8 protein-coding genes are annotated in these 12,868 nt (G+C 64.3%); 5 read left to right on the top strand and 3 right to left on the bottom strand.

The window, feature by feature from the left end; all coding sequences use genetic code 11:
* Positions 1-79: 79 nt before the first annotated feature.
* The 5 genes from hemN to Q0X62_RS08215 all read left to right on the top strand — a co-directional run bounded on the left by hemN (position 80) and on the right by Q0X62_RS08215 (position 9,341).
* Positions 80-1,405 carry an oxygen-independent coproporphyrinogen III oxidase gene (gene hemN / locus Q0X62_RS08235; protein WP_297733907.1) on the top strand — a complete coding sequence of 442 codons (1,326 nt, stop codon included), beginning with the start codon at positions 80-82 and terminating at the stop codon, positions 1,403-1,405.
* A 70-nt stretch (positions 1,406-1,475) separates the two neighbouring features.
* Positions 1,476-3,194, top strand: coding sequence for a BamA/TamA family outer membrane protein (locus Q0X62_RS08230; RefSeq protein ID WP_297733904.1), 1,719 nt, complete (start codon positions 1,476-1,478; stop codon positions 3,192-3,194).
* A gap of 2 nt (positions 3,195-3,196) precedes the next feature.
* On the top strand, positions 3,197-7,285 hold the full coding sequence (locus Q0X62_RS08225) for a translocation/assembly module TamB domain-containing protein (protein WP_297733901.1): 4,089 nt from the start codon (positions 3,197-3,199) through the stop codon (positions 7,283-7,285).
* Between the two features lie 108 nt (positions 7,286-7,393).
* Positions 7,394-8,362: a mechanosensitive ion channel domain-containing protein gene (locus Q0X62_RS08220; RefSeq protein WP_297733898.1), complete on the top strand. Its 969-nt coding sequence runs from the start codon at positions 7,394-7,396 to the stop codon at positions 8,360-8,362.
* A gap of 1 nt (position 8,363) precedes the next feature.
* Entirely contained in the window at positions 8,364-9,341 is a 978-nt protein-coding gene (locus Q0X62_RS08215) for a zinc transporter ZntB (protein ID WP_297733895.1), read from the top strand.
* Position 9,342: 1 nt separating this feature from the next.
* On the opposite strand, the gene Q0X62_RS08210 is transcribed toward Q0X62_RS08215, so the two are convergent.
* The 3 genes from Q0X62_RS08210 to Q0X62_RS08200 are packed head-to-tail and all read right to left on the bottom strand — an operon-like array spanning position 9,343 to position 12,865.
* Positions 9,343-11,691, bottom strand: coding sequence for an EAL domain-containing protein (locus Q0X62_RS08210; protein WP_297733892.1), 2,349 nt, complete (start codon positions 11,689-11,691; stop codon positions 9,343-9,345).
* A 5-nt stretch (positions 11,692-11,696) separates the two neighbouring features.
* A complete protein-coding gene (locus tag Q0X62_RS08205; RefSeq protein WP_297733890.1) occupies positions 11,697-12,314 on the bottom strand; it encodes a hypothetical protein in 618 nt (205 codons plus the stop codon).
* 41 nt (positions 12,315-12,355) lie between these two features.
* Positions 12,356-12,865 carry a group 1 truncated hemoglobin gene (locus Q0X62_RS08200; protein WP_297733888.1) on the bottom strand — a complete coding sequence of 170 codons (510 nt, stop codon included), beginning with the start codon at positions 12,863-12,865 and terminating at the stop codon, positions 12,356-12,358.
* Between the last annotated feature and the right edge of the window lie 3 nt (positions 12,866-12,868).

The raw sequence follows: 12,868 nt of genomic DNA, 5'->3' as shown, positions 1-12,868 counted from the left end.
GCGCCTGCGCGCTTTGGGCGCATCCTCCAAAAGGTCGGGGCCGTCTAATTTCCCAATAAAATTGTGGAGACAGACGAGCATGACCAAGAATGCCCCGCGTTTTCTGGCCCGATACGCGCTGGAAACCGTACCGCGCTACACCTCCTATCCGCCCGCGACCGCCTTTCATGAGGGCATCGGACTGGCGGACTGGTCCGTCTGGATGCAGCAACAACCGGCAGGATCGGAACTGTCCCTCTACATTCACATCCCGTTCTGCAAATCCATGTGCTGGTATTGTGGATGCCACACCACCATCCCCAACCGGCATGACCGCATCGCTCGCTATCTCGATGCGCTGGACACCGACATCAAGCGCCGGGCCGCGCTGACCCCCGCCGACAGTCGCGTGTCTCATATCCATTTTGGCGGCGGCTCGCCGGATATGCTGCGACCGGCGGAGTTCGCACGCATCATGACACGGCTGCGCGCGCATTTCACGGTAGGGACGGGTGCCGAGATTGCGGTCGAGCTCGATCCTCGCGGGGTCACGCCGGACCTCTGCGCAGCATTGGCCGAACACGGCGTGACGCGGGCCAGCCTGGGCGTGCAGGACCTGTCCAGCGAAGTCCAGCTCCTGATCAATCGCATCCAGCCGCGCGGATTGGTCGAAGCCGCTGCAGACATGCTGCGCGCCGCCGGCATCCGGGCCATCAATATGGACATGATGTACGGGCTGCCCGCCCAGACCGAAACACGGGTGATCGCCACCGCGACGGCGCTGGCGGAGATGGGCGCAGACCGGGTTTCCGTCTTCGGTTATGCCCATGTGCCCTGGTTCAAGAAGCATCAGCGCGCCATCCCGGAGACCCGCCTGCCCGGCGCCTCGGCGCGTTTTGACCAGATGCTCGCCGCTGCCGCGACCCTCGGCCAGGCTGGCTATGACGCGATCGGCTTTGACCACTTTGCCTGCCCCGACGACCCACTGGCCGTCGCCGCTCGCGACGGCACACTGCGCCGCAATTTTCAGGGCTACACGACCGATGCCAGCGACCTCCTGGTCGGATTGGGGGCGTCAGCGATCAGCGAAACACCCCAAGGCTATGTACAGACCATCGCTGATCCGGTGCGCTATGCCGAGGCGGTCGAGTCCGGTGAAGACATGCTGACCCGCGGGGTCGCGCGGTCGCCGGAGGACTATGCCACCGCCACACGTCTTGCGGATCTGCTATGCCGTTTCGAGACCGAGCTGACCGCAAGCGATCGTGTCGATGCCCTCGAGCCCGTCATCGTCGACGGGCTGGCCCGGATCGAGGCGGGGCGGCTGATCGTCACCGCGCGCGGCAAGCCCTATGTCCGCAATATCGCCGCCCGCCTCGACCCGGCCTTCCAGCTCGCCGAAAACCGTCACAGCACCGCAGTCTGACGCCATAAAGGGGAGGACATCCCGCCTTGCGGGTCCTATAAAACCGGGATTGCGTTCCAAGGTGACCCGGTTGAAAACCGCCCTCCTCCCAGCCCTTGTCCTGTTGAGCTGTTCGGTAGCCCATGCCGAGCCGCTCGCGCGTGTCCAGGGCGTCCGGGATGCGGACCTCCTCGCCGCCATCGAGCTCGCCATCGGCGAGCGCGACACACGACCGGACACGCCGGCGACGAGTGCCATGCGCGATGCCCGGACCGCCGCCGACCGGACACGACGGCTCCTGCGTTCACGCGGATATTATGCAGCGCGTGTCGATACCTTCGTTGACGATGCCGGTGGCGCGCGCCTGCGAGTCCTGCCAGGCCCGCAATTCACCATCGGACAGGTCGATGCACAGACCGGTGATGCCAGTGACGCCCGCGCCCGTGCCCTCGAGGCGATCGACCTGCCGACGGGCGCGCCGCTTCTGGCCCAGACTGTCATGGATGCCGAGGCGCGTGGGCTCCGGTCGCTCCAGAATGAGGGCTGGCCGGACGCCGAACTCCTGGAACGCGAAGTGGTGGTCGATCATGCCGGTCCGGACGGGTTGATCACCTTCCGGTTCGAGCCCGGCCCCTTCTCGCGCTATGGCGAAATCAGCCGCGACACCGGTTCGTGGAATCCACAATTCATCGCGCGCATATCGCCGCTCGAACGCGGCGGCATCGCTTCACGCGAGGCGATGCTGGACTACCAGCGCCGCCTCGACAGCCTCGCAAGTGTGCGCTCGGCCCGGGTCACGCTCGGCCCGCCGGTTGATGGCACTGACGCACGCACCGTCGCGGTGGACCTGACGGCCGCCGATCGCCACACGATCGAGACCGGCTTGCGTTATTCGACCAGTGAGGGCGCCGGCGCGGATGTCGGGTGGACCCGCCGCAATGTCCTCGGCAATGACGAGACCCTGACTCTCTCGAGCACGCTGGCAACCCTGAACCAGTCCGCAACCGCGCGCCTGGAACGACCACATTGGCGGCGTTACGCCCAGACTCTTTTTCTGCATTCCGGGCTCACCCGTGAAACCACGGATGCCTACGATCAGGACGAAGTCGAGGCCGGGGTCGAGATCACCCGCCGCGTCGGCGAACGCCGCCTATATGGTGTCGGCCTGACGCTCGACAGCTCGCGCGTCACCGACATTGCCGGCGAGCGCGACATCATCACCGCCGCCCTTGATCTGAGTGGCGGTTATGACAGCCGCAATGACGCGCTCGACCCGACCGGCGGGCTGCGGGCCAGCCTGCGGGTCACGCCCGCACTGACCTTTGGTGATGTCGATGGCCGGTATGTTCGCGTCGAGGCCCGTGCCTCCGGTTATCACCCATTGAGCGACACGCTCGTGGCTGCGGTGCGGGCGCGGGTCGGATCGGTCCTGGGCACATCAGCTACCACACTTGCCGCCGATGACCGCTTCTACGCCGGCGGCGGCGGCTCGGCGCGCGGCTTCGAATACCAGTCTCTCAGCCCGATCGGATCGGACGGTGAACCCTTTGGCGGCCTGTCCGTCGTCGAACTGAGCACGGAATTGCGCTGGCGGGTCACGCCGCAATGGGGTGCCGTCGCCTTTATAGACAATGCCATCGCATCCGATCTCAACGCCCCCGAGTTTGGGGGCATGCGCAGCGCCATCGGTGTGGGTGCGCGCTATTATTTCGACTTCGCGCCGGTTCGCATTGACCTCGCCACACCGCTGGACCGCCGCACGGGCGAGCCAGGCTTCCAGATCTATCTCAGCCTCGGCCAGGCTTTTTGAGCATGGCGCTCCCCGCCCTCATACGCCGCATTGCCCTTCTGGCCGGCATGACGCTGATCATCCTTGGCCTGATGGCGGTCGGATTGCGTCTGGCGGCGGGGAATGCGCCGGGACGCTGGCTGGCCCACAGCCAGCTCGATGGTCGAAACCTTCCCGGCATTGGCCGTATCAGCGTGTCCGGGCTAAGCGGCGACCCGCTGGCCCGCCTGCATATCGACACCCTCACACTAAGCGATGATGAAGGCGTCTGGCTGACAGCCGAGGACATCACGCTCGATTGGCAGGCGCGCAGCCTGATGTCGCGACCGATCCGGATCAATGAGCTGATGATCAACCGGATTGCTGTGGCCCGCCGCCCCGTGCTTGCAGAGCCGGTTTCGCGGAACCGGTCCGGCTCCGACGGCGGCCTCCCCTCTCCGCCCGCCATCGATCTCCGCACGCTGGCGATCACGCGCCTTGTCCTCGCCGAGGGGCTGGCCGGGCCCGCAGCCGAACTCTCGCTCGAGGCCACTGCGCGCCTGCGTCCGGAGGTCAGCCGGATCGCGCTCGATGCCAACAGGCTGGATGCCCCGGGGGACCGACTGAATGCCGATTTCAGGCTGTCGACCGACCAGGTATCCGGAACACTGAGTGCTGTCGGCGCGCCCGATGGAACGCTCGCCGCCCTTCTGCGCATGCCCGGACACGCCGTACGACTGGATGGGAGCCTCGACGGGGACAGCGCCACGGGTCGCGGTACGGTGGACCTTGTCGCGGACGGCGAAAGCTGGGCGCGGGCGGAGTTGGCCTGGGACGCCACGCACTGGACCACAAGCTCACAGATTCAGCTCGCCAACTGGAGCCTCGTGCCGGACCGACTGACCGCCGAAGTCGAGACCGTTTCGGCAAGGGCATCGGGCCAACGAGGGGATGCCGTCACGATTGAGACGGTCACTCTGGAAAGCCGTGGCAGCCACGTCAGCTTGCGTGAGGTCACCTCGCCAGAAATCCTGGCGAACTACGAGATCAGCCCAGCTTTGCTCGACCGGCTGTCGGGCGGGCAAGCGGCCGTGGAATCGCTGACGGGACAGGCCGTCATCTTTCGCGGTACAGCTCCGCGCATCGTCCTCGAACCCGACCTTCGGGGCCTGATGTTCGACCCGGTCAGCGCGGCGCAAATCAATGGACGGGTCGAAGTCAGCCTCCCGAGCGGCCGCCCGCGGCTGGATTTGGATATCGAGATATCCGGGTTGGCAACGGGCCAGGCGGAGGCGGATCGCCTGCTTGGCGACGCTTTGCGGGTGACCGGGCGCGTGCATGACAGAGGTGGTGAGGACGGGTGGCAGATCGAGCCCGGCTTCTCGATCAACGCACCGCTGCTGACAGTCACCGCAAACGGCCATCTTCCACCGGGCACAAGCTGGCCAATCGGTGAAGCTCGGATCGAGATCGCCGAGACGCGGCAATTGCTCGATAGGGTAAGCGGCCCGGCCGCAGCCCAAATCACCTTCACCGAGAACCGGAGTTTGACCGCGCAAATCGACACCACAGCGATGACCTGGCCGGATACAACGCAGGGGCTGCTCGACGGATTACAGGCCGAGCTGCACCTTTCCGGCGAGGATGATGCCTGGACGATATCCCGGCTGTACGCCCGCAGCCCCGCGCTCGACCTCACCCTGACCGGCAATGCGCGCAACGCGCAGGACTGGCAGATTGGCGGCGACCTCGCCCTCGTCGGCGCACTACCGGTCGCCGCAGCCGAAATCGAGGGCGGCCTTGCGACGGCGTTTCGCCTTGTCCGGGATCCCGAGGCGCTGCGTATCCGCGCGGTGACCACCACGCGCCGGCTGCAGGCGGGACCACTGGATTTACAGTCGCCCCGGCTGGGCGTGCGCGGACAGTTAAGCCAGGGCCCGGACGAAATGAGCCGCCTGGAATGGGTCTTTTCCGCAGAGAGTGAAGCCGGGACCGCGCTGGCGATGAATGGGCGCTTCGAGTCCGGATCAGACCGCTTGGATCTGACACTGGCCAGCGGTCGGTATGGCGACGCCCGGTTTGAAGGTTCTGCGGGGATGGTCGGTAATGAATTGGCCGTCACCCTCAACGCCCTGCGAGAAGATCTAATGGCGCTCAATGCCAGCTATAGCGGCCACGCGGATGACCTTCTCGAAGGCCGGTTGGACGCCGAGCTCACACTCGAGTCCCAGCGTCTGGGCGCCGCCGACCTCAACGCCGCCAGCCTGACCCTGGCCGGCCCGCTCTCCGGCATGATACTGGCGGCCAGCGCGGATGGGCGCATGCGATCAAACGTCGATCTCAACGCGACCGGAGAGGCCGCCATCACCGCGGACGGGGTCTCGGTCAGCTTGTCTCCTTCGGGCAAATGGGCAGCCCACAACTGGAACACGTTGGAACCCATCCGCTTTACCACAGGCGCCGACGGCGTCTCGGCCTTCGCCTCCTTCACCCTCGGCGGCGGACGTCTCGACCTTGACCTCCAAACCTCCGGAATCAGCCCGGTCGCGAGTCTCACCATCGACAGCCTGCCAATGGGTGTGCTGGCCGACATCACCGCGATGCCCGCCACGCAGGGCGTGCTCTCCGGAAGCGCTGATCTGCGCGAGCGTGACGGAGTCTGGCGCGGTTCAGCGCAATTGGAAGCCACCGGCCTGCTGGCCGGTGATCTTCCGGACATGCCCGAGATGAATATGGTGCTGACCGCGTCGCTGCAGGACGAGGCCAATGCCAGCCTGCGCCTGACCGGCGGCGGCCTGGAGGCCAGCGGGGAGATCAACCGCGCCGGACCGACCCTCAATATCGCCCGGCCACAAGGGGAAGCAGATGCGCCCCTGTCCGGTCAGATAACGGCCAATGGCGAGCTGATGGCCCTGGCGGCGCTTGTCTTGCCGTCGGACATACTGATGGATAGCGGGCGCATCGACAGCGAATTCATCGTCTCAGGCACAGTCGGCGAACCCCGGTTGAACGGTACGGCCACCCTGCGCGACGGACAGATCAATGCGACCACGGCCGGCAGCCTCGTGACCGAAGTCGAGCTCGACCTCATTCTCAGCGAAGACAGCGCCGAGCTCACCCGCTTCTCCGCCTCTGACAATCGGGAGGGCCGGCTCTCCGGCAGCGGACGGGTGGCGCGGGACGCGGCCGGGCGTGTCAGCGGAGAGGGCCGCTTCACCTTCGAGCGTTTCGTGGCCGTTCGCCGCCCGGAACTGACCCTGCAGGCCAGCGGCGACCTCGCACTGACGCTCGACGAAACAGGGCTTCTGGTCAACGGCGAAAGCCGGATCGATCAGCTGCGGACCCAGCCCACACTCAATGGGGCAGGCTCCATTCCGCAATTGCAAGTGGTCGAGATCAATCTGCCGAAGGACCGCCGCGCAGCCAATGAGACTCGCATCCCGATCCGTCTGGATTATCGCGTCCGGGCCGAGAACGGACTGTATGTCTCGTCGCGCGCCTTCTCGTCGGAATGGGGTGTCGACCTGCATATCACCGGTCCGGAATCCAAGCCGGCGCTGAACGGGACAGCCAATCTGGTCGGCGGCACCGCCTTTGTCTTCAACCGCCGCTTCAGCCTCGCCAATGGGGTGGTGACCTTTGACGGAGCGCCTGGCGATGCCCGCGTTGATCTGACCGCCATCCACAGCCGCACGGGTTTTCGCGCCTCCGCCCGGGTCGAGGGGTCGGTCCAGGCTCCGACCATCACCCTGTCCAGTGATCCCGCCTTGCCTGAGGACGAAATTCTCTCTCGCCTGCTCTTCGACCAGTCGGTCAGCGAGCTGGGTGCTTTTGAAGCCGCTCAACTGGCAGCCCAGCTCTCCGGTCAGAACCTGCTGGACGTGGTCGGGCAATTGCGCGACCTGGCGGGCATAGATCGGCTCGACATCTCGACCAATGAGGATGGCAATCTGTCAGTTGTTGGCGGCCGACGCTTTGGCGACAATGTCTATGTCGAAGTCGGCAGCACCGGAGCTGCGGCCATCAATGAAGCCCTCATCGAATGGTCGCTGACCGCCGACCTGTCAGTCCTGTCGCGCGTCTCGGCTGACACCGACGCCTCCGTCGCCATTCGCTGGCGGCGCGATTACTGAGGCCTCGCAAGCGCTTGCCTCACACGGGAACGCGGAGTACGGCTGGGGTCAGCTTCACAGGCCGAACCTCGCTGAACTGATCGCCGCCCCTATCGGAAAGACGGACGCATGAAGACATTCTGGCTGTCGCTCATCAAGCCGAACGGTGCTTGGGCCGGGATCTTGTTGTTCCTGACCCTGGTCGCGATCGTCGTTGCCGGCACAACGGGGCATCTTGATGTCGTACGGGAATATCTCGATGCGCCCATGCTCACCTTCTCGGTCGGCAGCCTGTCGATCAGTGCTTATGACTCGCTGCGCGGCATCCTCGTGCTGGCGCTCGTCTTCTGGACCACGGCCATCGTCGCAGCCCTGGTGGAAGGGCGCCTGAGCAAGCTGACCCGGATGCGGCCAACCACGCGCATCCTGATTACCAAGGTCTTCCAGATCGCGCTCTACGTGGTCGCCTTCCTGGTGACGATGGACCTCATGGGCCTGGACCTGACCACTCTGACCGTCTTCTCCGGTGCGCTTGGAATTGGCCTTGGCTTTGGTCTGCAGAAGATTGCCTCGAACTTCATTTCCGGTCTGATCCTGTTGCTGGAGCGATCCGTCGAGCAGGATGACCTGATCGAATTGCCGGACGGCATAACCGGCTTCGTGCGCCGGTCGAGCGCCCGTTACACACTGATCGAGACCGTCGATGGCAAGGAAATCCTGGTTCCCAATGAGGACCTGATCACCAATCGCGTTACCAATTGGACGCTGACCAATACGCGCGGCCGGATCGAGATCGCGGTCGGAATCTCCTATGGCTCGGATCTGGAACAGGCCCAGGCCCTGATCCTCGAAGCCGCCCGCGAACACCCGTCCACGATCGAGGATCCTGCACCGCAATGCTTCCTGCGCAATTTCGGCGACAGTTCGGTCGATTTCATCCTGCTCTTCTGGATCGGTGATGTCGTGCAGGGCCGCTGGGCGCCGCAGAGCGAGGTCATGTTCACGATCTGGCGCAAGTTCCGCGAAGCCGGGATCGAAATCCCCTTCCCGCAGCGCGACGTCCATATCAAGTCGCCGCCTTCGCCAACGGAGGCCTGACATGGATGACAGCGCCGGCATTCTCTACGCGGCCTCGATCACCGGAGATGGCGGCGCCCATCCTCTGAGCGGCGAAGCGGTCGCCCATGAAATCCAGGATGATGCCCTCGCCTGGGTGCATCTGGATGCACGTCATGACGCTTCGCGGGACTGGATCGAGCGCGAGCTGGACTATCTCGACCCGCTCATCATCGACGCCTTGCTGGCCGAGGAGACGAGGCCGCGCATGCTGGAATTCGAACAGGGCGCGATGATGATCCTGCGCGGCGTCAATCTGAACGCTGACGCCCAGCCCGAGGACATGGTCTCGATCCGGCTCTGGGTCGATCCGCACCGGATCATCTCGGTAGAGCGGCGCCCGCTCAAGGCAGTGAAGGATATCCAGGACCGGCTCGCAATCGGGAATGGTCCCAAGGACGCCGGCGAGTTCATCGGCCTGCTCTCGGCCCGCCTGTTCGAGCGCATGGAACCGGTCATGACCGAGTTGCATGAGCGTCTCGACGAGGTTGAGGAGCGGGTCATGGAGGACCCGTCCATCTCCGAGCGTCAGGCGATCACCGCGCTGCGCAAGCAGGCCATCATTTTCCGTCGCTATTTTGCGCCCCAGCGCGATGTCATCGCCTATCTGCGCACATCAGAGCTCGTCTGGCTGAGCACGGCCCACAGGCGGCGTCTGCAGGAAAACCTCGATCGCATCACCCGTTATCTCGAAGACCTCGACGCCATTCGCGAGCGGGCGCAGATCGTCAAGGACGAGTTGGCCAATGCGCTGGCTGACCGGATGAACAAGAATCTCTATGTGCTGTCGCTGATCGCCGCGATTTTCCTGCCGCTGGGCTTCCTGACCGGTCTGTTGGGGATCAATGTCGGTGGCATACCCGGTGCCGACCTGCCCAGCGCCTTCTGGATATTCCTCGCCATCCTGACCGCGATCAGCGCGGTCCAGATCTGGGTTTTCCGCCTGTTGAAGTGGCTGTGAGCTAGCCGGCCGCCCGCGCATCATCGCGATCGGTGTCGGATTCGCTACCACGTTCCTGCATATAATCCAGGAAACCTGCGAGCGGCATCGGCCGACCGATATGATAGCCCTGCGCATAATCCGCGCCCATGCTGGCCAGGATGGCGATACTTTCCGCATCCTCCACACCTTCGGCCGTGACTTTCATACCAAGACTATGGGCCAGATCGATGGTCGATTTCACGAGAAGACGATCCGACTGCACCGTGCCGAGTTCCAGCACGAAAGCCTTGTCGATCTTCAACTCCTCCGCCGGGATCGAGCGCAGATAGGACAGCGAGGACAGGCCTGCGCCATAGTCATCGATCGAGACCGAAATACCGGCGTCGCGAAGCACATGGATGTTTTCCAGCGCCGCGTCCGGCTTGTTGATGACCGCGGTCTCGGTGATCTCGAAACAGATGCGGCCACTATGGCGGGAAAGCCGGTCCAATGCGTGACGAATGAACCGTTCGTCACTGACCAATCGTCCGGAGATGTTGATGGCAACCTGCAGGTCATGTCCCGCTGCCCGCATGCGTACCTGATCGGCGATCGCCCGGTCGAGCACCCATTCGGTGAGCGGCAGGATGTGGCCCGTCTCCTCGGCCAACGGAATGAAATCGTCCGGCCCGATGAAACCGCGCTCAGGGTCTTGCCAGCGCAGCAGGGCTTCGACCGCCGTGGTCTGTTGAGTGCGGAAATCGTATTTGGGCTGATAGGCGAGAAAGAGATGCCCGTTGCCCAGACCGTCCATCATCCGACTCATGAGCGACAGCTTCACGGTTGGATCACCATACCGTTCAGAATCGAACACGGTGACCGGCACATCGGCCTGACGCGCCTGGTCGAGGGCAACCGCCGAACATTCGATCACGCTCAAGCCGGTGTCGGCCGCCTTGTCGACGGAGACCAAGCCGACCGCAGCATGCACATCGACGCGCTCGTCCTCGATCGCAACAGCCTGGTTGGCGTTCGCGCACAGCTCGGCCGCGCCCCCCAATGCCATGCGAAAATCTGTCGCCGTCAGGACCACTCCGAGCGTATCGGAGGCGGTGCGACCGATGAAGGCCTCCGGACAGACCCGACACAAGCGTTCTTCGATCCGGGCAAGGATCCGGGAGGCCAGCCGGTAGCCGATGGCGGCCCGGATTTCGGCAAACCGATCAATCCCGATGGTCAAGGCGTAAACCTGATCGGCCGGGTGCGTGAGGAGCCGCATTTCGACCTCGCCCTCGAGCGCCGCCAGGTTCGGCAAACCTGTTTCGCTATCCCGCAGGGCCAATTCGCGAATGCGCTGCTCACGCGCGGCAATGGTTTCACCCATCGTGTTGAAGCTTGATGCCAGGCGGGCAATCTCGTCGCGACCGGCCAAATCAACCCGCATGGCCTCACCGTCGGCGAGCCGACGGGCGGCCCGCTCGAGGGCCTGGATCGGATTGGTCAGCCCGCGGGCCAATATCCAGGTGCCGACGATCAGGACCAGAAGTCCGGCCAGTCCGGCCGCGGCAATCGATACGAACATGCCGCGAAACGGCGCCATGGCCAGCGCGACGGGATATTCCAGAACCAGCGCGACGGGCAGACCGTCGATGAAGGCATCGATCGGCAGGATACTGGCCAGCGCCGCCTTGCCCGGTGTGTACCGGACCCCGCGGTCAAATTGCGCAATATCGATCTCGCCGCCCGTATAGTGGGTCAACCCCGGCGCGTCGGGATCCTGGGCCGTCCAGTCACCGTCCGACTCACGCCAGTACAGGCGGGCATCCAACGGGATGGAAGACAATTCTGTGAGGTCCGATAGCCCGGTTTCCGAGAGCCGATAGGCGAAGACCACCCAGCCGACCCGCGTGGGCGCCCGAACCGGTCTGGCCACCGCGTGGTGCGGAGCTCCGGCGATCAGCAGGACACCGCCCGCCGAATCACGACTGGACAATATCTCGAAGAGGGCACCGTCCCGCATTTCCAGACCGCTGGGCTCGACGCCGACGATTGAGCCGTTCTCGGTCATCACAAAGGCAAGGTCGAAGCCGAAACGCTGGCGCAGGTTTTCCAGCGCCGAGTCGATGGTCGGATCGTCCCGCGTGGCGACGGCGGCCCGAAAACCAAAATCGCGGGACAGGATGTCCGCGGCATCGCCCATCTGCTCGGCGTGCATGTCCCAGATGCGGTTGAACACGGCGGCGGTGGCCGACATCTCACCACGCACCATGCCGGTCGCACTGTTCTGAACCGTGAACAGCGCCGCGGCTCCGACACTGAGCAGCACAAGGCTGAACAGGCCGGCATAAATGACGGCCAATTTGGTGCGGAGAGAACGGAAGGTCAGCATCTTGGTCAGTGCTGCCCCAGAATGTCGAGCGTGACCTGCGGCGCCGGATCGACCGCCGGATCAAAATCCAGCGTCACCAGATTATTCTCGGCATTGCCATAGGGGTGCCACACGGTCAGCGTGGTCATGCCGGTCGGGACACCGGTCAGGACCGCAACACCATCTCCATCGGTCCGCACGGCGAAGGGCGTGTCGACGACCCGGATGAAGGCGATCATCTGGTCATGAATATTACAGCCCAGCGGCACGGCACCGGCAGCCGAAAAGGCGACGCTGCGTTCCTGCTCACGCCCGTAAAGCTCGAGTTCAAACTGATTTCCACGGGCGAAGGAATAGACGTGATGGCGCACCCGGTCACGATTGGGGAAGAACACCTCTGCGCCGCGCGGCACCACCAGGACGAAGGGGTCGAACTGGACGTCCACCTGTGCCATTTCAAGTGGTTCCGCCGGAATGAAATCCGCAGTCAACTCGCCAGGCAGGCTGACCACGGCGTTGGGCACGGGCTCGCCCGCTGAATTGGTGACACTGACCCGCAATTCCGCAGCGCCGGCAAGGCCCGGACAAGCGGCGAGACCGAGGGCGAGAAGCGCGAAGCGAAGCAGGCGACGTATCGAGATCATGACGAAGGCATACCTTGAAGAATTTAGGATTGCGTGAAGCGTCAGCGGGTCACGACATCGCCGTGCATGGGGGCGAGCCGCGCGAGGAAGCGATTCTGCATGGCGAAAGGAACACCCTCGGCATCCATCGCGTCCTGAAGGTTTTCAACCAGCGCGTTGAATTCTGCCGTGGTGACGCCGTGATCGACATGAACGGAGGCCATGGAGCGGCCAGTATAGTCACACGGACCACCCAGAATATAGCAGAACTGCTCGATCAGCGTCCGCCGCAGGCGCGGCCAGTCCGACGCGCGGAAAACACCTTCAATGCGCTCATCGGCCTGAATGCCCGCGATCAGCCCGTCCACGATCCGGGCAATACCGGCCTCGCCATTAAAGGCCGCCAGGACAGCCGGGTCCGTAATCGGCTCGGCACCGGCATTGGCGTTGGAGACTTCATAGGGATCCACTTCCAGTTCACCCGGCATGGCGTGCGGCGGCTGTGCTGCGTGGGCTGATACCGTGAAGGCGATGGACGTCAGGCCCGCGATCAAAATCGAGTTGAATGACATGGA

It is taken from the genome of uncultured Maricaulis sp. (genome assembly GCF_947259345.1).
In the GTDB taxonomy this organism is placed as follows: domain Bacteria; phylum Pseudomonadota; class Alphaproteobacteria; order Caulobacterales; family Maricaulaceae; genus Maricaulis.
This window is presented reverse-complemented; position numbering and strand designations above follow the sequence as displayed.